This is a genomic window from Kribbella sp. WER1 (assembly GCF_054189145.1).
In genome coordinates this window covers 654,120-675,173 of sequence record NZ_CM135186.1, presented here as the reverse complement: position 1 = coordinate 675,173, position 21,054 = coordinate 654,120, and the positions used below count along the sequence as shown (strand labels likewise).

Sequence of the window (21,054 nt, the reverse complement as noted above, 5' to 3'; positions counted from 1 at the left end):
CCGCGACTGCGCGCGAGTTCCTGATCCGCGGGGCTCCCGCGTTAGTCGACGACCAGGAGCTCGCCGTACGGCAGGTCCGACTGACCCCAGGGCCGTAGGTCCGACGCCCTCCGCACTCGCACTCGCACTCGCCGACGAGTGTTGCGCCGGGGATCGAGCGGCGTCATCATCATGAGGAGGTAGATTTCTCCACATTTCGAGCAAGGAGGCTGTCGATGCACGCTCGTTTCCTCGGCAAGGACCCGAACTCCCAGACCAGCAACTCGCCGACGCTCTTCGCGACCGACCGCACCGATCGGGTGACCTACATCGCGCAGGGATGGAAGGTCACGGACCCGGAGGTGCTGGCGGATGTGAACGCCGTCGCTCCAGTCCCGGACCACGAGACCTTGATCGAGATCCCGGAGGACGTACTGAAGATGTACGCGCTCCGCTACATCGAGGAGCAAGACCACTGAGCAGCGAGCCATCGCTCTGGGAGTTGCTCAACAGCTTCGAGCACACCGCGTTCCGGCTCGAGGTCCGTGACCGCTACAACGAGCCCGACGAGGCCGAACCACTCGCGAGGTACCTGGCAGGTGATCGGGATGAACCGGCCTGGCTGGGTGAGTGGCTCGACCTGGTTCGGGGCGCGACTGCGAGCGGACGCCGGTTTGCGCGGGTTCGTGTCGTGACCGTGCCCTTGACCGACTACACCCGCTTCGGTGTGTGGTGCTCGCAGTTCACCACCACAGCCGGCGAGGACATCCGCTACCTACCGCGCGAGCAGGCCGACAACGACGGCGTACCCAAGCACGACTATTGGTTGTTCGATTCGAGAACCGTCGTACGGATGAACTTCGACGACAACGACACGTTCCTCGGCACCGAGCTGATCAGCGACCCGGCGCAGATCGTGCAGCACAATTACTGGCGGGACACCGCCTGGCACCGAGCAGTACGACGGGACGACTTTGCCAGCCAATACATCGGACGCAGTTAGCGTCCACGAGGCGCGTACAGCCCTCGGCAGGCGACTCCGCCAGCTCCGCCAGTCAGCGGGAACAACCGGGCGGCAGTTCGCGGAGTCGCTGGGCTGGCCGCCCTCGAAGGTGTCCAAGATCGAGAACGGCCGACAAACGCCCACGGATGACGACCTCCGTGCGTGGGCGCGAGCTACTGACCACGAGGCCGAGCTCGATGCGCTGCTCACTTCTCTGCACACGCTGGAGTTGCAGTACGCCGAATGGCGCCAGGTCTTGCGCGCCGGTCACCGGCCTGCGCAGGAGCGGCTCCTCGAGTGGGAGCAACGAACTCGGCTGTTCCGGATCTTCGAGGCGACCGTCGTACCGGGACTACTGCAGACCGCGGAGTATGCCCGTGCGCGGTTCGTTGAATCGGTCCGCCGACACGAGGGACCCAACGACGCAGACGAGGCGGTCGCTGCCCGTCTGCGCCGGCAGGAGATCCTCTACCGGCCGGGCAAGCAGTTCCACATCGTCATGCCCGAGGCCGCGCTCCGACTGCGTCTCTGCCCGGTCGACGTTCTCCTCGGCCAGCTTGACCGGCTAGCGTCCGCCTCTCATCTGCCGAACGTCCGGCTCGGGATCATCGCGGCGACGACCGAGTACACGATCTCACCGTGGCATGGGTTCTGGATGTACGACGACCGCCGCGTGGTGGTCGAGACCTTCAGCGCCGCGCTCGACCTCCGCCAGCCACAGGAGATCCAGCTGTACAGCGACGCGTTCGAGCAGCTTGCCGCGGTGGCCAGCTACGGCCACGCCGCGCGGCAGGTCATAGGCCGAGTCATGTCCGACCTCGCTGCCGACGCGGACAGCGCGAGCACGTGATTTCGCCTCGGCCTGGTCATCTGGAATACGCCGAGAAATCCGGAGAAATCTGCCCCCGCGACGATGCTCTCGCGTCCTAACTTTGTTGCGCCCAACAGATCCGAACGACGGGGGCGACATGAACGAGTCGTACGTGAGACCAGCAGACGTTCCCGATCGCTTTGGCGTCGAGTGGGTAGCGAGTCCGAGCAACCACCGTGGAGATGAGACCGGCTGGCCGGAACTAGGGTCCGCCGAACGCTGCGACGGCGAGAACCCGATGACCGGACGCGCCTGCATCCACGGCCACCACAAGGGCTACCACCGCGACGCTACCGGAGCCGAGTGGCTCGACGACTGAACCGACCCGTGGTGGCTGCAGCCGGCCGCTGAGGATCGCGCGTCGGCGCAGGTGAAGTGCCCGATCCGGCCGACCTGGGCGTCGACGACGGCGTCCTGATTCTGCCCACCCCGGTCCATCTCGCGCCGAACGAAACCCAATCGCGCTTCGCCGACACCTCCGAGCTGGCCAGGTCGAAGTCGTGCTCTCGGAGATCCACAAGCAGGCGGGGCGGGTGTGCTGAGAGGGGTTGCCTCCTCACCGACCCCAGCACTCCGCGCCCGTCCCGCCCCTCCACCAGAGCCTCACTCGCATCTCCTGACGGATCAATGTCGAGGTTCTGAGCCGGTCCGGTTCGCGCTGACACCTCTCGGCGCGAACCGGACTGGCGCATTAGTCGGATCAGCCGGTGACGCCTTAGGACCATCTGCCGTACGGACTCCGAGCGGACAACAGACGCGTCTGCGCCCGGCCCAAGGCCTCTCGCAGGGTCGCGTTCGCGTGCTGAAGTTCGGTCACCTGGCGCTGCAGACGATCGACTTCCGCGAGCAGCACCGACACGGTTGCGGCTTCGATTTCCTCGGCCGAGCGCACTCGTTTGCGACTTCGCCAGTTGCGGAGGCGGCACAGATCCGAGCAGAACCGTTGGTCAGATCTGGCCGCGATGTAGATGTCGGCGCAGTGCTCGCAGACGTGTTGGCGCGCGGTCAGATCTTGCCCGAACGGGGGTGGTAGGTCGTCCATAAATGCTCAACGTGCGGCCCGCGAAGGTGACGAAATACGCGTTGCAGATCGCTGAAACGCCTCGAATGCCAGAAGTGTAACGGTTTGCGACTTCGTCGCTGCGGCGGTGGATGAGAATCGTGGGTGCCGTCCGGCGACGTCGGAGCACACTGGTGCGGGTGAGCCCGTAGATGTGTATGGCGCGGGGTCTTCGGGTGCCGGTGGATTGTTGCTGCGAGCACGTGGGTCTGTGTCCTGGCAGAAGTTCCTCCGGGCGGCGCGTACCCGTGGGTGTCGCGGGTCGGAGTTGAGGCCGGAGGGGTGCTCGATGGAGGTGCTGTTCGAACGGGTGGCGGGCTTGGATGCGGGTAAGGCGTCGGTGACGGTTTGCGTGCGCGTTCCGGGCCGGCGGCAGGGGAGCCGTTCGTCGGTGACGCGGACGTTCAAGACCACGATCGGGTCGCTGCGAGTGATGCGGGACTGGTTGGTCGAGTGCGGGGTGACGGTCGCGGCGATGGAGCCGACGTCGACGTATTGGAAGCCGCCGTTCCATTGCCTCGAGGAGGTGATGGAGGTCTGGTTGCTGAACGCCGCCCACATGAAGGCCGTGCCCGGCCGCAAGACCGACGTGCGCGATGCCGAGTGGATCGCCCAGCTGCTCGAGTACAGTTTGCTGTCGCCGTCGTTCGTTCCGATCCGCCGATCCGCCGATCCGCCGATCCGCCGATCCGCCGATCCGCCGATCCGCCGATCCGCCGGTTGCGGATGCTGACCCGGTATCGGTGCAGCTCATGGACGACCGGACCCGCGAGGCGGTGCGGTTGGAGTTGATGTTGGAGGACGCCTCGATCAAGTTGTCGGCGGTCGCGTCGTCGGTGACCACGGTCTCGGCGCGGGTGATGTTGCGCGCGATGGTCGACGGTGAACGCAATGCGCGGGTACTGGTGGAACTGGCCAAGGCAGGATGCGTTCGAAATCCGGGACCTCGCCCAAGCACTCGAGGGCCACTTCGACAACCACCATTCCCTGATGGCCGGCGCGATCCTGGATCGACTCGAGTTGGTCGAGCACGCCCTAACCGACGGCGACGAGGCGATCCGGACCGACTGCCGGCCGTGGACGCATCAGATCGGTCGGCGGGACAGGCGTAATCGTAAGTGCTGGACTAACACCCAGCCTCCAGCTGCTAGGAAGAATCTCGCCCGAGAGCATCGAGGCCGCTTCCGCCGTGGCCGACTAGCTCGGGGTGGGTGGCCATCAGCGCCCGAGATCGTCTGCCGAGACGTCGCCGTACAGCCGATCCATGCCTGCCCGCGTTGATGAGCAGGCGTGGTGCCAAAGGTTGAGCCGCCAAAGCTCCGGGGTCGTTAAGCGCTGCCGGTCGATGGGGCCAGGCGTGGCGAGCCCTGCACGAACACCCGCTTCGCTAAGCTAGGTCCCGAAGCCTCGGGGTGTGGGCGACTATTTCGGTTCTTTGGGGGCCATGTGAGCGAGGATGCTCTCCTTCGTTTTCTCAGCAGTGGATTGATAGATGTCGGCGGAGACGATACGAAGCTCGAGAAGCTTCGGTTGACCGCAGGCGACCTTGCTGGCGCTCTGAAGAAGGAGCCCACGAAGGCTATTGCCTACGCGCTGGTAGCTTTCGATCCGCTGGTTCCCGCCGATGATCCGGTTGTTGTCGAAGCGCTAGCCGCCCTGCAGAAGCGGTGGGAGACGTACGCGAACACGTTTGCCGGTCCACCGGTGGCAGTGGTTCGAGCGATGCTGGTGTCCGCTCTACTACGGACAGCCGCGGAGAACGACGACATCGCCGTGGCCTTTGTCAACCTTGCACGCAACGTTCTGCCGCTCATCGAAGCGGACGGCGAGCAACCAATCTGGGCCGACGTGGTCATCGAGGTTGAGCGCCGAGTGGACAAGCGCGCAGAGGCGGAGTGGACCACTCCAACTTCGATCGCAGTTCCTGCAATGAACTTCGACCTACCAGAGTCAGAGGCGCCGACGGTGAGCGTCGATCGTGCGAGGCTCACAAAGAAGTTGCAGGCCGCGGCAGGGCCACAAGCAGACACCGTGGCCACGAACGGGAATCCGCATTGGGCTCACCAAGCGCCGCAGGCTTGGGTGGCGGAGTTCGGTACCCGCATGGCGGACGCGGTTGGCCAAACCATTGAGAATGCGATTAGCGAGAGTGAGCAGGAGCAGACGCAACTATCGGAGGCCCTGCAGGCACTCGTGACTGCCGTGTCCAACCTCCTAGAAGAAGCGGTCGGCAATGTAACCGCCGCTACCGCGGGTCTCGAGCGCCGGACGAGACTGCTCTGGTGGAAGGAGACATTGTTCTCTCAGGCGAGCCTCGTGAGCTACCGCGACTTGCCGCCGAGCGCCGCCGCGACGCTGATGGCCTACGACCTTCATCTAGCGGTGCCGACGTTCTCTCCGGCAAGCGTGTCAGCCTTCTTAAGGGAGACAGTGCTCACTCTCCCTGCGATTGACGCAGAGAAGACCTACTCGATTTGCGAGTTGGTCGCAGAAGCACAGGCGCAGACCGAGTTGTCAGGTTTCCGAAGCACGGGAGCTGACCTGTTTGCGGCCCCAGATGGACGTCGACCAGTCATGGCGTTGGTCGCTCGCCCGGAGGTGCCAGGCTCACGAGATGAGAGGTTATTTCATCAGTTGACCGGCGTGACTCCAGAGTCGGAACTCACACTCCCTGCATGGGCAACGTGGGTGTTCCGCGAACTTCAAGCAGCGAGGGCCGTAACCGAAGCCGCGAAGGCCAAGCGCCGAGTGCGGAGGGCGTAGGCGCGTGGATCAGTGCTCGCGAGAGACGTGTTTCGTTCCTGATACCGGATGTGCCCTAGGGCATGTGACCTGGACGAAGTGCCCGGATCTGACTGTCGGTGCTGAGAGGGACAGGCCAGCCGCTGGGTCAGCCGAGGGCGTTCTGTTGCCATGGTCAGGAAGTGCGATGGGACTGGGCGACCTCGGCTTCGTCGCAGGGCGTGGTCGACCACTGGTGATTGGGATTATCGGTCCCCAAAATGCCGGTAAAACAACCCTACTTGCGGCTTGGTACCTGCTGTTGAGCCGAGGCGCGGCGGAGTTAGGTGGTCGGGAGTTCGCGGGTTCGTACTCACTTGATGGCTGGGAGGCGATCGCTGGCGCGCTGCGCTGGAATCCGGGATATTCGCCGAGCTTCCCACCCCACACGACGAGTCGCAGCGGTCGCGCGCCTGGATTGCTTCACCTCTCACTCACACAGTCGATGCAGTTGGCGGATTATCTACTCACTGACGCGCCCGGCGAATGGTTTCAGAGGTGGGCTATCAATCGTGACACCCAAGATGGTGACGGAGCCCGGTGGATCGCGGAGCATGCCGGTGTATTCCTTCTGATAGCCGACCGGGCGGCATTATCCAGCGAGAACAAGGGGTCCGCGCGCAGCGACCTACAGTTGCTGGCCCGGCGTGTATCTGTCGAACGTGGGACACGTCCTGTTGCACTTGTTTGGACGAAAGCCGATCTCGAGGTGGAACCCGCAATCGAGCATTCGGTCCGGCAGGCGGTGCTGGATGTCATGCCTGATGCCAAAGAGTTCTCGATCAGCGTCGTCTCTGAGGGATCCGGCGAAACGAACGCCGGTTTGGGATTTGCTGAGTTGCTGCAGTGGTCACTGACTGCGCGGCGCGCACGCGTCGAACTCCCGCCGTCGTCCGTTCCCCGAAACGGAGATCCGTTGTTCCGGTACGGCGCGGAGGCATCATGACCGAAGCCGCGTCTATTCTGCTGCTTGGCGAGAGCGGGGTTGGAAAGACCCACTACGGTGCACAGTTGCTGAAGCGGCTGATGCTGAGCGATGGCCACCTGCGTATGCATGGACAGGCAACGAATCTCGAACCGTTCGAGGCTGCTCTCGATAGTCTGAGTGAAGGAAGAGCCGCCGGGCACACGGCGACGGCGACTTATCTGGACAGCGTCTGGCCTGTGACAGATTCGCAGGGACATGCTGCGGAACTCGTGTGGCCAGACTACGGTGGCGAACAGATCAAGGCCTTGATCGACTCGCGATGTGTGCCGGCTGCATGGCAAGTGCGTGTGGCTAGCGCCGACGCGTGGTTGCTGCTCATCAGACTCCAGCAGACGCGATCCGGCGATGACATCTTCTCCCGGCCGCTGGCAGATCTTCGTGGGGCGTCGATCGAGAACAAACAGGTGCAGATGTCTGACCAGGCCCGCTTGATCGAATTGTTACAAATGCTTAGCTATGCAGGCGGTATATCAGCGACGCCGATAGCCGAGCGGCCACGGTTCGCGGTCTTGCTGACGTGCTGGGACGAACTCGGTCTCACCGGTACGCCAGTGAGCGCACTAGGGGCCCATCTGCCGATGCTGTGGGACTACATTCGATCGAACTGGTCTGAGCCATGCGTCATGGCGTTGTCGGCACTCGGGCGGCCACTTAGCTCAACAGAGCGCGATGACGATTACGTTAGTCGCGGCCCGGAGCATTTCGGCTACGTCATCGGACCAGATGGTTCTCGCTCCTCGGATCTCACGCTTCCGATCTCCTTAGTCATCAACGGTCCGTCAACTGCCGGGAGCCGGACTTGATCGTCGAGCAGGCGATCTTCGGTCTCGCGAGGGGTGGCCACGGTCTGAGAGGCATTAGCGGCAACTCTGCGATAGCAGCAGGGCTTGAGTCTCGTCTGGACCTACCCGACACAGCTCCTCCCGGCGTCGACTGGTCGCCCTTCGTTGTGGGCTTTCCACACCATGGTCATTTCGTGTTCGCCCGTAGTTACAAAGATCCGAGTGCGCCGAGATCCGGAATGGTTCTGTCTCATGCGCTGATCGCCCCGCTGGCTGATGTGGTTTTGGTCAGCGATCTTCGCCCTCTGTTCAATCAATTCATCCACCAAGCCATACCGCCCCGAGATCTCGTCACCTTGGACCTCGATGTCCAGAATGGCGTTCCTCCAGTTGCTGGCGACCTCGCCGCAGCGGCAGCAGCATTGTCGACGCGCGGCAGCGGACCGGTCGTTCGACTCGGCACCGAGGGCTTCGATGACCTCGTCATCTCCTTGTGGGCGAATCTATGGCCGGCGGTCCGTCGGACGTTTGCCTTCCGGCTAAGCTTTGGTCCGGCCGACCTTGTCGAGACACCATCACCTGCGTTGATTTGCACGCCTTCAGTTTTCAGGCCGCGGTGGCGAGATCACCGGTTGGTCGACGCGTCGATTGGTTCGCCCGTCTCTCTGGCAGCCAAGTTGCTCTGCGGAGATCGCGAGGGGAAGACGCTCCTGACTTTCGCAGAGGCAATTGGCTCCGAGATCACCGAGCTCAGTGAACTTCCACTGCTGGAGCAAGCTTATCGATTCATGTCGCTCGAGACGCCAACGATGGATGTCGCCGTCGCGGGGGTGCGCCTGGTTGAGCGCCTGTCGCCGATTGCAGGTAGGGGTACTGCGCTCAAAGTTGATCTGTTAGATCGGGTCGTTCGCGGCATCGAGAATGCGACGGCTATCGAGGTGATGTCGCTTCGAAACCTGACTACAGATGGGTTCGAGCAAAGCTCACGGTTGTGGGCAGCTCTCGAGCGTTGGGCCGTGACCAACACATTCCCGCCTGAGGAGGACCAGTCGTTTCGGTCGGTGCTCGTGGACGCAGCGAGTGCAGCGGAGTTCACCGCAGATTGGAGACGTGCGATACAGGCTGGTCTCTCGGGCGCAGCGCGAGCAGGAAGCATGGCGCTCGCGGCTGCGTTCTGGCGATGGATTCAGCAAGACGACTCACTGGTCCGCCCACTGTGGGATATGGTGACGGTTGACCAGGCCTTCGAACGTGCGCTCGTAACTGCTGCCCCCAAGCGTCTCTCGCGCGGGGCCGGAGACGCAGTTCTCGAATTAGCGCGCGATCACGGCCTTTATCCGCTGCACGGCGTAACCGTCTCGGCGCTCTATGATCCACTGGATGCCGTACATGCACAGCTGGCCGTTGACTCGTCCTCTGAGCCTGTTGGTATTCGGCTTGCGCTCAGAAATGCCACACCAAGAGAGCTTCTCGATTGTGCAATCACTAGCGGGGAGCCGCGCGTCCTCGAATTTGCCGCTGATCAAGTTGCAAAGACTCCGGCGTTGCTATCAGGTGTGGACTTGTCTTCGACGGCCGCTCGGTCTGTGTGGAGGCTGGCATTGGAGCGTAACGAGGACGCGTGGGCGGGGCCGACGGAGCCTCGAGCGGTCTTTGATGAGATTCTAGTCGATGTCATCGACCATCAATTGGCGGTACCGCCAATCGTCGATCGGTTATCACGAACGCCGCTGGCAGATCTTACGAACTTTTCGCGCCGTGCGGAGCTTTGGCCAATCTTGACAGGCACGACTCGCGAATTGCTACTTAGTGCCACTGCTAAGGGGTGGATTGACCGCGCGTGCGTGGCGATTCCGACCTCGGAGGTGGAGCAGCAGTTACAGATAGCTGTTCTGAACGACCCCAAGCTGGACGAATTACTCGATCAATTGGCGAACGATCGAATTGGACTGGCCATCCAAATTGTGGCCACGCTGCCGTTGCTCGACGAGCGCCGCTTCAATGACTGGTTCCGTACAGCAGTGCGGCGCACGATCCCGATCCCTTCGTCCGATGCGATGGAAATCGGTCGCCTAGTGCAGAATCGGCAGTGGCGGCTTGTTGTGGACGAGCTGATGCATATGTTGAGGAGCGGACGGGAGGACGTGCGACTCGCTCTGCGTGAATGTCTATCGATGATCAGTTGGCTGGACCGCTGGTGGCATGGGATCACCCCAGTGAGCACGTCGAATAAGTGGGACTCGCTTGAGGAAGTGGCGGCAAAGCTGTACCCAAACGGCCCAACTCAGAATGGCCTGTGGGAACGCGCCGGCGGATCTGATGCCGATCTGAACTGGGGAGCGAGCGGTCGTACACAGTGGCGGGATGCTCTGGTCCGCATCCGGAATGGAAGCGGCGGTCCGCGAGTCGTCGACCTCTTACGCGAGATGCAGAGTGAATATTCGGCGAATGATCATTTGCGATTTCTGGCCGAGGACAAGGAATTCGGAGGCTGGCGGTGACCGGAACGGACCCGATGAACGTTCAAAGATGGAGTTGCCAGCTGTGATCTTCGACAAGGGCCGGGCGCTCGTCGTCGGTATCGCCAATTATGATCGAGTAAGCAGGCTTCCAGAGTCAGTTCTGAATGATGCTCGAGATACTGCCTCGCTTCTCCGATCTGCTGACTATTGCGGCTTCCCGTCGGCGAATGTCCGAGTGCTGCTGGACGACCGAGCAACGCTGAGTTCGATACGTGTTGGGCTAGCGGACCTGGCGTCATCAGCAGACCCCGGAGACACTGTGGTCGTCTTCTTCTCGGGACATGGTGCGCGACTGGGAGTTGGGCCTACCGAGACGAGCGCGCTGATCCCAGTCGACTGCGACCTCGGCGATCCTGGGCAAACTGCTCTAGTCGAAGCAGAGTTGTCGGCTGCACTTGAGAGCATCAAAGCGCAGCGACTGGTGGTACTGATTGACGCATGCCACTCAGGTGGCGCTGGTGCGTTGAAAGGCATCGGGGATCATGAGCCGCGGCTGGGATTTTCGGAAAAATCGCTCCAGCGCCTCGCGCAAGGTGCTGGTCGGGTAATCATCGCGTCGTCGCGCGCGAGCGAGACGTCGCTCGTGATGCGGGGTGCACGCAACAGTGTATTCACCGAGCAGTTGCTCGAGGCTCTGAAGGGGCAGGCGTCAACCGCGGGTGACGGGCTCATCCGCGTGTTCGACGTATTCACCTACGTTGCCGAACATGTCCGTCGCGCTGTTCCGGATCAGCAGCATCCAGTCTTCAAAGCGACAGATCTCGAGGACAACTTTCCCATCGCACTCGATCGTGGTGGAGCGAAGACGCTGGGAGCGGCACCGCACCAGCGTCGGATCGAGGACATCATGGCGGACCTCTATCCGGGTGGTCCTACCGATGAGCAGTTTTGGGCACGAGCCGGCGGGGACGACTCGCGCCTCAAAATGAATGGAACCGGCCGGGCGAACTGGTTCGGTGCAATCCGCACAGTGCGCCTGGGAGGTGGTGGCCGGGACATTAGTGAGCAGACGATTATCGAAACTGCTTTGGGAGACTTCCCCTATCACCCCGAACTCGCAGCCTTGAAGACGAGGGGTGAGGACGCGGGGGCCGGCTGATCTGCATCGCGAGTGCGGCCAGGTCTTGCGCGCGCCGAGAGCTGCCTGTGCCGAGCTGTGGTAATCGAGGTCCGGTCTCGAGGCCTCGAGCGGCGCTTACACGGCAGGCGCGGGCTGCGATGCTGCACGTCGGCCTGCCCGGTCGGGCACATTAGCACGTCCAAGAAAAGTTGCTGCAGGCAAGTTCTGGCTCCGTCACAGCTCCGTGAGTCGCTGATAGACAACGAGCATTGCCGAACATGGATGAGTCGTAAAGCCGCAGGTCACAGCTCGCTTTCGGTCCTCCGCCAGGTGAAGTCCGCGTGACTGGAACAGATCTACACCATCTTCGAAGGCACCTCAGAGATCCAGCGCCTGGTAATCGCCCGCGCCATCTCCGGCATGCGCATCCGGTAGGTGTTCCCGCAGGTCAGAGGCTGATTTGCGGCTGGTCACGGCCTGTTCCGTGAGATTTCAGGGAGAAGAGCCGGGGCAGACTGGAGTCGACCGGCTTCCGTGTCCGCTCATGCGACGACGGCAGCATGTGCGAGCTTCGGCAACGCGAACAACCCCTGAGAGGTGGCAGCTGCGGGTGTCACGCAAACGACTGCTGGATCGTCTAGATCCGGTCAGTTGGACGACACCAGGAGGAAGAATGAGCATCCCCTTCAAAGCAGCGGCCGTCGCGACAGCAGCCACGGCGGTCATGGCCTCTCAACGGCAACGGCCTCGGCCGGCCCGACCTCGACCATTTCGTACGGACACGAGATCGGGGAGAACCTGTCCACCAACTGCGCCGTGACGCTCTACTACAACAGCCACACGAAATGGGCCTACGTCAACGTCTTCCCGTTCAAGCGCAACTGGTCGTGCAAGGGATTCGTCAAGAACACGTACGGCAGCAAAAGCTGGACCGCGAAGACGAGCGATGATGCATGGAGCGGCGGAGTCTGGCGCGGGAAGGGCTACAAGGTCCAGGCCTGCACGTACATCTACTACAAGAACCGCTACCAGGGCTGGTCCTGCACCAAGTGGCACTAGCCCGGACAGCGGTACTGGAGCGAGGCGGACATCGATCGGCCGCGCGACGCCTGGCAGATAGGTCCGACTCACCAGTAATCAGCGCTTCATTCGGTGGGCTGGTGCTCTTCGACGGCGGTTTTGATGGCGGTCAGGGTGTGTTCGAGTTCGTCGTCAACCGCTGCGGCAGCCGTTGTGTGGACGCTGACCGTGAGCTTGGAGGTGCCGTCGGCGATGAAGTCGACGGTGAGTCGGCCGCCGTACTCGTGGGCGCCGTCCGCGCCCCAGCGCAGCGTCCGGTCCTCCTCGAGTATGTCGATCCAGCCCGCGCGGTGCCCGCCGCCGACCGTGACGTCGACGTCTTCGTGGATCGCCTGGTGCGGGCGCCGCGCCTCAGGGCCTTGCGAGGTGACGGGGGACTCGGCGGTGCGGTGCAGCGAGGTCAGCCACGGAAGATGCGCGGGCAGGTGGTCGACGTCGGACAACCGCTCGAAGAGGATGTTCGGGGCGACGTCGATCGTGATCGAGGCTACGTGGTCAGACATGGGCAGGCTCCTTCCGGAGACGCAGTTCGGGGAGGATCTCGGTGCGGTACAGATTCATCATGTCGACCGAATACGGGCCCATGTTCGCGACGTACACCTCGTCGAAGCCGGCCTGCAGGTACGGCGTGAACGCCTCGAGGTGGGCCTCCGCGTCGGGGCCGCAGGCAACCGAGCGGGCGCTGGACTCCTTGGTGACGAGCCGGCTTGCCTGCTCGAAGTGCCGCGGGGAGGGGAGCACCTGCGCCAGTTCGCCGGGAAGCCCGGAGTTGGCCCAGATCCGGTGCGCCTGCTCGGCGCCCTCGTCCGCGGTCGGCGCGTAGCTGACCTTGAAGCCGGCCTGCGCGGGCTTGTCGCCGCCGCCGTGGTCGCGGAACCGCCGGAGCAGGTCCGGATCCGGCGTCGTGGTCAGGTAGCCGTCCGCGATCCGCGCCGCAACATCGGTTGCCTCCGGCCCGAATCCGGACAGGTAGATCGGCAGCGGCTCGGTCGGCCGGGTGTAGATCCGGGCGGTGTCGACCGTGTAGTGCTTGCCGTGGTGGTTGACGAACCCGTCCTCGGTCCAGAGCCGGCGCATGATCTCGACGGCCTCTTCGAGCATCTCCAGCCGTACGTCGACGCTCGGCCAGACGGATCCGAGGATGTGCTCGTTCAGCGCCTCGCCGGTACCGACGCCGAGCCGGAACCGTCCGTTCAGCAGGACCGCGCTGGTCGCGGCAGCCTGCGCGATGACGGCCGGGTGGATCCGAACCGTCGGGCAGGTGACCGCGGTCGTGACCGGCAGCTCACACACCTGTGAGAGCGCACCGATCGTCGACCAGACGAACGCGCTCTGTCCCTGTTCGTCGTTCCACGGATGGAAGTGATCGCTGATCCACAGACCGTCGAACCCGGCCTCCTCGGCGAGCCTGGCCTGTTCGATCAGCTCGGCGGGGGAGTACTCCTCGCTGGACAGGAAGTATCCGATCTTCACGTGCACCCTCCTATCGGTCGGTCTCTTTTCGGGTGCCCGCTGTCACGACCTGCAATCGCCCGGATTGCCCGCGGGCGCGGCGGGTACCCGACAGGGATGATGACTCTGGACGGGCGGGTGATCTATCAACTCGATCCGGCCAACTTCGGGGCCGGAAGTCTGAGCGGGGTCCGGCGACGGCTCGACCACATCCGCGCGCTCGGCGCGGACACGGTGTGGATCCAGCCGTTCTACGTGTCGCCGTACCGGGACGCCGGCTTCGATGTGGTCGACCACCGCGGCGTGTCACAGCGATTCGGGACGATGGCGGACTTCGACGAGCTGGTCGAGCGGTGTCATCAGCTCGGGCTGCGAGTCGTCGTCGGGCTGGTGATGCAGCACACCTCGAGCGCGCACCCGTGGTTCCGGTCGGCGCGTGAGTCGCCGACTTCGCCGTACCGCGACTTCTACGTCTGGGCGCACGAGCCGCACGAGGACGAGGTCGTGAAGCAGCCGGTGTTCGCGGGCGTCGAGGACTCGATCTGGGCGTACGACGAGCACGCGGGGATGTACTACCGGCACGCGTTCTACCGGCATCAGCCCGACCTCGACGTCGGGCATCCCGAGGTCCGCGCCGACATCGCGAAGACGGTGCGGCACTGGCTCGATCACCGGGTCGACGGCTTCCGGGTCGACGCCGTACCGCACATGGTCCGGCAGGCTGCGGTCGGCGATCCGCGCGACGACGGGTTCTGGTTCCTGGACGAGCTCGCGGGCTTCGCGGACGGTGCGCCGTTGATGGGTGAGGTCGACTCGCCGCCGTCGTCGTACCGGCACTACTTCGGCAACGGCGACCGGCTGAAGGGCATCCTGGACTTCTGGACGAACAACCTGCTGTTCCTCGCGCTCGCGCGTCGCGACGCGGAGCCGCTGCGCCGGGCGATGGGCCGGCAGCCCGAGCCGCCGGACGGCTGTACGTACCTGAACTGGCTGCGCAACCAGGATGAGCTCAACCTGGCGCTGCTGGCCGACGACGAGCGCGCCGAGGTGATGTCGGCATTCGCGCCGGACAAGGACATGCGCGTGTACGGCCGCGGGATCCGGCGCCGGCTTGCGCCGATGCTGGGCTTCGACGGCCGCCGGATCGCGATGGCGCACGCGACGATGATCTCGCTCCCGGGGGTGCCGATCGTCCGGTACGGCGAGGAGATCGGAATGGACGACGACCTCTCGTTGCCCGAGCGGGACCCGGTCCGGACACCGATGGACTGGGCGGCCGCCGAGCAGCAGGAACTCGAGCCCGGCTCACTGCTCAGCCGGATCGCGCAACTGGTCCGGACCCGGAAGGAGCTGGGCGAACTGCCGCCGCGCCGCGCGGAGCCGGTGGAGTTCGAGCAGCCGTCGGTCTTCGGCGTACTGCATCGCCGGGGCGAGGACGGCGTACTGATGCTCGCGAATCTCGCGGACCAGGAGGTTCGTCTGCGACTCGACCACGAGGCCGACCTGCTCGCCGATCAGCCGTACGAGACGTCTGAGAAGGAGGTCGTACTCGACGGGTACGGCTATAGGTGGTTGCGAGTGAAGTAACCGCCAGACGTGGCGCTCCGCCGGTCCAGCCCCTCGCAGGTGCGCCTCCGCAGCGTGCGGCCTGACGCTCGAAGATCTCGGTACCCGGTCGACGAACTTGAACGCGAAGTACGTCGCGACCACGTTCCACGATCAGGGCCCGCTGCACGCCGCGCGTCCAGTTCCGGGTGCTGTCGCATCAGCCAGCGCGGGGACTCAGGCATCCGGGTCCGCAGTACCAGCGCGAACAGTGCGGGTACGGCGCCGAGCCCGAGCAGCAGGCGCCAGTCGAAGGACTGTACGTGCCGGGGGAGCGGGACGAGGACGGCGAGCGCGACCAGGTACGAGATCAGGATGCCGACCGTGATCATCCACTGCTGCAGGATGCCGAGCGCCCCACGCCGCGCCTTAGGAGCGTAATCGGCGAGGTAGGCGGTCGCGATCGCGGAGTCGGCACCGATGGCGAGACCGATCAGGGTGCGCGCGAACAGCAGCACCCATGCGTCCCAGGCGAACGCCGACGGCAGCGCCGATAGAGGCAATCGGGATGAAGGCGCCTCGTCCCTGGAACGGTCCCCTCGTGCGAGCCCTCACCGACCAACCCGAGCCTTCACCTCCATCAGTTTCTGAGGTACGGGTACGGCGTGAGACGTACGCCGGTGTCCGCGGCGATGACGGCCCGGTCGCCGAGCGGCTTGCCGAGGGTGACGACCGCGGTCGATGTCTTCCCGACGTCCGCACCGCCCGGGAGCAATGGACCGTGACTGCCGCCGATGACCACCAGATCGTCGTACTCGACGACGTGGGCCCGGAGGTCGGTCTCATAGAGTCCGTGGCTCAACTCGAAACTGAGGGTCTTGCCGTCGACCCAGTCGAGAACGCCGACGCGGAGCAGACCCTGCTCAAGCCGGGCGAGACCGGGTAGCGGGCCGGGCCACTGCAGCGACTTGAGCACCCCCGTGGGGACTGCGACGGCGACAACCGGTCTCGACAGGCCGCGCACCGTGAAGGACCAAGCCGGCACGGTCGCCCGGCCACGGCTGGTCTCCACGTCGGTCGTCGTCAACGAGCCCGCGGTGATTGTCAGCGTTTCGCAGCTCCGCATCCTCTGGCACATGTCGTTCGGCTGCCCGATCGCCTCGGTCAGAGCTTGCTGAGCTTCGAGCACCTGCATCGTCTCGTTCGACCCATCCGCGAAATCGACCCGCGTCGTACCACCTTTCGCCAACTGGACCTCGTCCGCGAAGGCAACCCGCCCGGACAACCACGAGATCTTCTGCTGCCCGGTGTCGAACCCGAGCCCCGGCGTCCGAGTCGAGTACATGAAGACCCCGGTCACCGGCGCCGGAATCCCCGCCGCCCGCACGCGCCACCACTCCCGCGCGCTCCACAAACGCCTGTGTGGGCTGAGCTTGCGGCACCAGATCACCGCCCGGTGTCTTCCACGCCGGCCGAGGGACCGAGGTACTACCAGGCGCAGAGCCCTGCGCTGCCTCGGACCCACACCCTCCGAGAGCGAGCATCAGCGCCACAGCCGACCATACCTCTCCCACCACGCGGCCTAGTATCCGCTTCCCTTCTCGGCCCCTCAAGCGGCGAGATTCCTCAGGTGAGGTAGGTGATACGGGTGCGCGAAGGTTGTGGCTGTTGTGTAGGTGAGTAGGGCCGGCGCCGTACCCGGCAGCCTGCGACCGCAACCCAGGAGACGAGCGCACGCGACAGGATGTCCGACGCTCCGCCATCCTCGTCGGTCCAACGGCTGCTCCTGAACTGACGACAAACGACATCCGATTTCACGGGTCCCAGCTAGGCATCCGAGGCGTGACTCAGGCACATGATCAACTTCTCGCTGTTTCTGGTCATGATGGATGCATGGTGGCCAGAGACTTGGTTTTCCAGCCGGGCGACAGAGTCCGCACGTCCGGCCGGTTCGTCTCCGGCCCGGAGGGTGAAGCATCGAGGTCGAGACACAGACCCGGAAGGACCTCCTCACCCCCCAACGTACGGACAGGACCCACCCACCGTGCCCGCCACCTGCCGGGGGCCGGCCACAGAACGTCGTCTGGTTCGAAGGCTGGCCACATAGCGGAGTCTCGGATCTGGACCTGGACATCCGCGCCGCCACTGACGTCGACGCGGTCACCCGCAGGCTGTCCCAGAGCCTCCCGAATCAGCTCTGCGTAGTCCGAAGCCGCTTTACCCGCGCCCAACTGGACGAGGTCCGCGACGTCCTCCGCGCCCATTTCCAGGAGTGGCGACTGGAGTCCTTCGGCACCGGCCGCTGCGGTTGTCCTCGGGTGGCGGTCGGGTAGGACCGCGGTCGGTCATGTCAGTGAGAGCTGGCTCCGCAGCCTTGGCTCAAGGCGGTGCCGGCGCATAGCGCACACTTCGAATATGCGCTCGTTGCCAGTCGCCGGCGACCAGGTAGCCGAGCGCGAGCGAGCCCAGGTTCCAGGGCAGGAAGTTGACGACCGCGCCGATGTTGGCGGTGTCGTAGCCGAACAGGTTGCGGCGCCATGCTGAAGGCGCCTCCTCGATCGATCCGCTTTCTCTTCCGCTGAGCACTGGAGCCTTCACCAAACGCGTTTGCTGCGATCTACCTCAGGGTCGGTCCAACGGAGGAGCTCTCTGAACTCAGTCACCGATCAGCGAGCCGAGCGGGCCGAGGTCGAGGTCGAGGTCCTCGGGTGTGAGATCGAAGCGCTCGCGGAGCGACGTGACGGCCTCTTCGAGGTGCATCAGTCCGAGGCCGAGCTGTTCGACCTGGTCGGGGGATAGGCCGCCGTCGTCGATCCGGCGTAGGGCTTGGCGTTCCATCAGTTGGCGGACGAGTTCGACGATGGTCAGGACCAGGCGGAAGAGTTCGCGTTCGACGTTCTCGGCGTCGGTTTCGAGACGCTGCTTCATCGGGCGGGCTCCTCGGTGATCGTGCGGAGCAGGGCGGCCAGCCGGATCTCCACGAGGTCGACGTCGGCCAGCGAGATCACGACGTCGCCGGCCAGTACGACGCCCGCGCCGAGCAGGCGGTCGAGCAGGTCGACGAGCGCGATCTCGTTCACGCCGACTCCAGCGAGGTGAACGAGTACGGCGGCCAAGGACCGTCCACAGCCAATCGCACCACACCGTGCCCTGACTCGACGGCCTGGTGGAACGCCGCGACGTCGCGGTCGTCGACCAGGTAAGCGCCGTTCAGGATCATCGGCTCGGCGTATCCGGTCAGCCGGCGGTCCTGCGGCGGCAGCCTCCGGCACGCGTCGGCGGCGCCGGCGATCCGCCGGTGCAGACCGTCGGCGACGCCCTGCGCGTCAGCGGCCGCCTGCCGCCGCCGTTCGAGCCCTTCCCGCCGTCGCCTCAGGTACGCCGTACCCGTCCTGCCAACCGCCTGACCGCTTCCACCCGGAGCAGTGCCTGATGCCTCGGGCGTGTCGGTCATGAACGCCTTCACGGTCCACTCGCTGCGGCCGGCCACTCGATCGAGCGCCGCCGAAAGGCCGTCGTACAGCGAGGTGAGCCGCGCCCGGACCGCGTCGTCGGTCGTACAGATGGTGGCGAGCCGGAACGGCGCCACAGCACCGCTTGCGGTCCACACCGCCCGGACCACCTGGTCGTGGACGCGCGCCACCTCCTCGAGCCAGCCGAGGTCCTCGAGGTGCTGCCGCAACGGCGTCTCACCGAACTCGCTCAGATCGACGGTGCTCACGATCGCGTCCAGCCCACGGCTGCCGACCACCCGCAACGGCTCGTCGCGCAACCCGCGCAGCCCGGCGAGAACGCCGACCCCGCGCCCGGCGGCGTAGATGTACGAACCCGTCTCACTCATGTTCCGCCTCCAGTTCGTCGACCCGGCGGCGGAGTCGTTCGAGCTCGTCGGTGTCCGCCGAACCGGACAGCATCGGATCCCGGGTCCACCAGTCGATGCCCATCTCGGCTGCCTTGTCGACCGACACGAGCAGCAGCCGGATCCGGATCGTCAGCAGTTCGATCTCGAGCAGGTCGACGCGAATGTCACCCGCGATCACCACACCCTTGTCCAGGACGCGTTCCAGCAGATCTGCCAGGCTCTCCGGCTCCGGCCGGGTCATGCCGTATCCGCTCAGTGGCTGTCGCTGAACCGTGCTCATGCTGCTACTCCTCGGTATGCCCGCGGACGTACCGGTTCGTCCGCCGGTACGACAACAGCTCACCGTTGTGTCCGGCAACCAGTTCGTAGACCGCGAGGATGTCGGTGGTTTCCGGGATGCGGCGCGACTCGACCACCTCGACCTGCACCTTCCACGCGCCGTCCCCGTCAGGCTCGACGGCTACCACCCCCTCGGGCTGCTGCCCGATCAGCTCTGCCAGCTCGCCGCTCGAACGCAGTACGACGTCCCGCAGCCCGGCACCGTCCCTCGTGGGTGCCGAGGCCGCGGGACGCGCCTTCGCCGCCCCTGTGGTCCTCCTCGTGCTCTTCCGCGGCGCCGTCATGGCCGATCACCTGAACCCTTCGCCGTCGACCAGCCGGTCGATCAGCTCTTCCTCGAGCGCCTCGGCCCCCGCGTCGTCGAGTTCACCGGAGGCGCGCAACCGTTCGATCTCGTCGAGCTGCCGCCGGATCCGGTCGGGGTCGTAGTACTCCTGCAGCGCCTGCTCTCGCAGCTGCTCGGCGACCGCGACCGTCATCCGGATCGGTGCCAGGGGCAACAGCAGTACGCCGGTCAGCAGTCCCATGATCAGAGCTCCGTGACGAAGTCGTACGGCGCGGTCGGCCCGACGAGCTTGAGCCGGACCCGGCCGTGAAGCGCCCGCGCGACACCTTCCGCGGCCTGGTCGAACCGCTCCGCCTGCTGGTCGTCGACGAGGAACGCTGCGTCGACCAGTCGCTCGATGTCCGTCGCCGGAGCCCGCACGGCGTGCGCGACGGCGTGTTTCGCGATCGGTTCAAGGACCACGGGCGCGTCGGCCGCGCGCTTGTGGTCGAGTGCGGCCGCCACGAGTTCACCGAGCCGCATCCGGGCCTGCAGGGTCACGTCGTCCGACGTACCGCGGGTCTGCCGGTGCAGGTCCGCGATCAGCGGGTCGTCGGCGACGATCTCGGCCAGCACCTGCTGCTCGTCGTACCGGGCGTGCAGCGTGTACTGCGACCGGCCGGCGAGGCTGTCCAGCAGTGGCACGAGCCGGTCCTTGCCGGCGTCGACCAGTTGCACGGCGGCCGAACGCGTCTCGACCACCGTTCCGAACCGGAGCGGCACGATCGCGGCATGCTGCGCGATCGCGTCCAGCACCCGGCTGTGCGCCATCAGCTGCCGCCGGCGCCCCAGCCGCTGGTCGCCAGGTACTTCGCTCACGACCGCGGCCAGCCGACCGCTGCGTACCGTGTCGATCGGGCGGTCGTCGAGCCCGCGCAGGCCGAACGGCAGCCTGACGTCATGGAACGCCACGCCGTATACGTAGAACAGTTCGCCGGTCATTCGTCGGACCTCCTCCGGCGGGATACCGACTCGCGCGGACGGCGTCGTGGCCGCCGCGGCTCGGGTTCCTGCTCCTCGTCGTCGTCCTCGTCCTCGCCGAACAGCGCGTCCTTCGCCGCGTCCTTCGCACCACTCAGGACACCGCGGGTCTTGCTCTCGGCGCCACCGTGCTGCATGTCCTCGACCGCCTCGGGCAGGCTTTCGCCGCCGTGCTGGTACAGGTCGAGCCGGTTCGTGGCCTCGGCGAACCGCAGGTACGTGTCGACGCTGGCCACGACGATCCGGGCGTCGATTGTGACGAGTTCGATGCCGACCAGCGACACCCGGACATAGGCGTCGATCACCAGTCCCTTGTCGAGGATCGTGTCGATCACGTCGGCCAGACTGCTCGGTGCCGGCCGTTCGAGATAGCCGCCGGAGCGGCGCTGCCCAACCGCCGAAACGGTCATGAGTTCCTATCCCT

25 protein-coding genes are annotated in these 21,054 nt (G+C 65.1%); 12 read left to right on the top strand and 13 right to left on the bottom strand.

The features are described from left to right. The first annotated feature begins 215 nt into the window (after positions 1-215). The 11 genes from ACXJJ3_RS03345 (at position 216) to ACXJJ3_RS03295 (ending at position 12,105) form a co-directional block, all read left to right on the top strand. Complete coding sequence (locus ACXJJ3_RS03345) at positions 216-458, top strand: hypothetical protein (protein WP_458168415.1); 243 nt, start codon at positions 216-218, stop codon at positions 456-458. Between the two features lie 23 nt (positions 459-481). After that, positions 482-982: a DUF6879 family protein gene (locus ACXJJ3_RS03340; RefSeq protein ID WP_458168414.1), complete on the top strand. Its 501-nt coding sequence runs from the start codon at positions 482-484 to the stop codon at positions 980-982. Next, positions 954-1,832, top strand: coding sequence for a helix-turn-helix domain-containing protein (locus tag ACXJJ3_RS03335; protein WP_458168413.1), 879 nt, complete (start codon positions 954-956; stop codon positions 1,830-1,832). Before ACXJJ3_RS03340 ends, ACXJJ3_RS03335 begins: the two co-directional genes overlap by 29 nt. A gap of 1,370 nt (positions 1,833-3,202) precedes the next feature. Further along, positions 3,203-3,646, top strand: a complete 444-nt coding sequence (locus ACXJJ3_RS03330) for an IS110 family transposase (RefSeq protein ID WP_458168412.1) — start codon at positions 3,203-3,205, stop codon at positions 3,644-3,646. Positions 3,647-4,359: 713 nt separating this feature from the next. After that, complete coding sequence (locus tag ACXJJ3_RS03325; RefSeq protein ID WP_458168410.1) at positions 4,360-5,676, top strand: GTPase-associated system all-helical protein GASH; 1,317 nt, start codon at positions 4,360-4,362, stop codon at positions 5,674-5,676. 166 nt (positions 5,677-5,842) lie between these two features. Beyond that, positions 5,843-6,640: a TRAFAC clade GTPase domain-containing protein gene (locus tag ACXJJ3_RS03320; protein WP_458168409.1), complete on the top strand. Its 798-nt coding sequence runs from the start codon at positions 5,843-5,845 to the stop codon at positions 6,638-6,640. Beyond that, positions 6,637-7,485, top strand: coding sequence for a TRAFAC clade GTPase domain-containing protein (locus tag ACXJJ3_RS03315; protein ID WP_458168408.1), 849 nt, complete (start codon positions 6,637-6,639; stop codon positions 7,483-7,485). The genes ACXJJ3_RS03320 and ACXJJ3_RS03315 overlap by 4 nt, the downstream gene beginning before the upstream one ends. Then, a complete protein-coding gene (locus ACXJJ3_RS03310) occupies positions 7,482-9,965 on the top strand; it encodes a GAP1-N1 domain-containing protein (RefSeq protein ID WP_458168407.1) in 2,484 nt (827 codons plus the stop codon). The genes ACXJJ3_RS03315 and ACXJJ3_RS03310 overlap by 4 nt, the downstream gene beginning before the upstream one ends. Before the next feature lie 43 nt (positions 9,966-10,008). After that, on the top strand, positions 10,009-11,085 hold the full coding sequence (locus ACXJJ3_RS03305; protein ID WP_458168405.1) for a caspase family protein: 1,077 nt from the start codon (positions 10,009-10,011) through the stop codon (positions 11,083-11,085). Between the two features lie 306 nt (positions 11,086-11,391). Further along, complete coding sequence (locus ACXJJ3_RS03300; RefSeq protein WP_458172017.1) at positions 11,392-11,481, top strand: acyl-CoA dehydrogenase family protein; 90 nt, start codon at positions 11,392-11,394, stop codon at positions 11,479-11,481. 381 nt (positions 11,482-11,862) lie between these two features. Then, on the top strand, positions 11,863-12,105 hold the full coding sequence (locus tag ACXJJ3_RS03295) for a hypothetical protein (protein ID WP_458168404.1): 243 nt from the start codon (positions 11,863-11,865) through the stop codon (positions 12,103-12,105). Between the two features lie 86 nt (positions 12,106-12,191). Here ACXJJ3_RS03295 and ACXJJ3_RS03290 read toward each other — a convergent pair whose 3' ends face one another. Next, entirely contained in the window at positions 12,192-12,629 is a 438-nt protein-coding gene (locus ACXJJ3_RS03290) for an SRPBCC family protein (RefSeq protein WP_458168403.1), read from the bottom strand. Continuing rightward, complete coding sequence (locus ACXJJ3_RS03285; protein WP_458168402.1) at positions 12,622-13,599, bottom strand: TIGR03557 family F420-dependent LLM class oxidoreductase; 978 nt, start codon at positions 13,597-13,599, stop codon at positions 12,622-12,624. Before ACXJJ3_RS03285 ends, ACXJJ3_RS03290 begins: the two co-directional genes overlap by 8 nt. A 96-nt stretch (positions 13,600-13,695) precedes the next feature. On the opposite strand from ACXJJ3_RS03285, the gene ACXJJ3_RS03280 reads away from it, so the two are divergent. Continuing rightward, positions 13,696-15,165: an alpha-amylase family glycosyl hydrolase gene (locus ACXJJ3_RS03280; RefSeq protein WP_458168401.1), complete on the top strand. Its 1,470-nt coding sequence runs from the start codon at positions 13,696-13,698 to the stop codon at positions 15,163-15,165. Here the strand turns inward: ACXJJ3_RS03280 and ACXJJ3_RS03275 are convergent. The 11 genes from ACXJJ3_RS03275 to gvpJ (ACXJJ3_RS03225) all read right to left on the bottom strand — a co-directional run bounded on the left by ACXJJ3_RS03275 (position 15,141) and on the right by gvpJ (ACXJJ3_RS03225) (position 21,040). Beyond that, positions 15,141-15,686, bottom strand: coding sequence for an MFS transporter (locus ACXJJ3_RS03275; protein WP_458168400.1), 546 nt, complete (start codon positions 15,684-15,686; stop codon positions 15,141-15,143). The genes ACXJJ3_RS03280 and ACXJJ3_RS03275 overlap by 25 nt on opposite strands. Positions 15,687-15,763: 77 nt before the next feature. Next, positions 15,764-16,483, bottom strand: a complete 720-nt coding sequence (locus tag ACXJJ3_RS03270; RefSeq protein WP_458168399.1) for a hypothetical protein — start codon at positions 16,481-16,483, stop codon at positions 15,764-15,766. Positions 16,484-17,502: 1,019 nt separating this feature from the next. Continuing rightward, a complete protein-coding gene (locus tag ACXJJ3_RS03265) occupies positions 17,503-17,721 on the bottom strand; it encodes a hypothetical protein (RefSeq protein ID WP_458168397.1) in 219 nt (72 codons plus the stop codon). Positions 17,722-17,778: 57 nt separating this feature from the next. Then, a complete protein-coding gene (locus tag ACXJJ3_RS03260; protein WP_458168395.1) occupies positions 17,779-18,051 on the bottom strand; it encodes a gas vesicle protein K in 273 nt (90 codons plus the stop codon). Then, positions 18,048-18,203, bottom strand: a complete 156-nt coding sequence (gene gvpJ / locus ACXJJ3_RS03255) for a gas vesicle protein GvpJ (RefSeq protein ID WP_458168394.1) — start codon at positions 18,201-18,203, stop codon at positions 18,048-18,050. Before gvpJ (ACXJJ3_RS03255) ends, ACXJJ3_RS03260 begins: the two co-directional genes overlap by 4 nt. After that, complete coding sequence (locus tag ACXJJ3_RS03250) at positions 18,200-18,964, bottom strand: GvpL/GvpF family gas vesicle protein (RefSeq protein ID WP_458168392.1); 765 nt, start codon at positions 18,962-18,964, stop codon at positions 18,200-18,202. The genes gvpJ (ACXJJ3_RS03255) and ACXJJ3_RS03250 overlap by 4 nt, the downstream gene beginning before the upstream one ends. After that, a complete protein-coding gene (locus ACXJJ3_RS03245) occupies positions 18,957-19,265 on the bottom strand; it encodes a gas vesicle protein (protein WP_458168391.1) in 309 nt (102 codons plus the stop codon). Before ACXJJ3_RS03245 ends, ACXJJ3_RS03250 begins: the two co-directional genes overlap by 8 nt. A 4-nt stretch (positions 19,266-19,269) precedes the next feature. Continuing rightward, on the bottom strand, positions 19,270-19,608 hold the full coding sequence (gene gvpO / locus ACXJJ3_RS03240; protein ID WP_458168390.1) for a gas vesicle protein GvpO: 339 nt from the start codon (positions 19,606-19,608) through the stop codon (positions 19,270-19,272). A gap of 6 nt (positions 19,609-19,614) precedes the next feature. Then, positions 19,615-19,851, bottom strand: coding sequence for a gas vesicle protein GvpG (locus tag ACXJJ3_RS03235; RefSeq protein WP_458168389.1), 237 nt, complete (start codon positions 19,849-19,851; stop codon positions 19,615-19,617). A 2-nt stretch (positions 19,852-19,853) separates the two neighbouring features. Next, complete coding sequence (locus ACXJJ3_RS03230; protein ID WP_458168388.1) at positions 19,854-20,591, bottom strand: GvpL/GvpF family gas vesicle protein; 738 nt, start codon at positions 20,589-20,591, stop codon at positions 19,854-19,856. Then, positions 20,588-21,040: a gas vesicle protein GvpJ gene (gene gvpJ, locus ACXJJ3_RS03225; protein ID WP_458168387.1), complete on the bottom strand. Its 453-nt coding sequence runs from the start codon at positions 21,038-21,040 to the stop codon at positions 20,588-20,590. The genes ACXJJ3_RS03230 and gvpJ (ACXJJ3_RS03225) overlap by 4 nt, the downstream gene beginning before the upstream one ends. Positions 21,041-21,054: the final 14 nt, after the last annotated feature.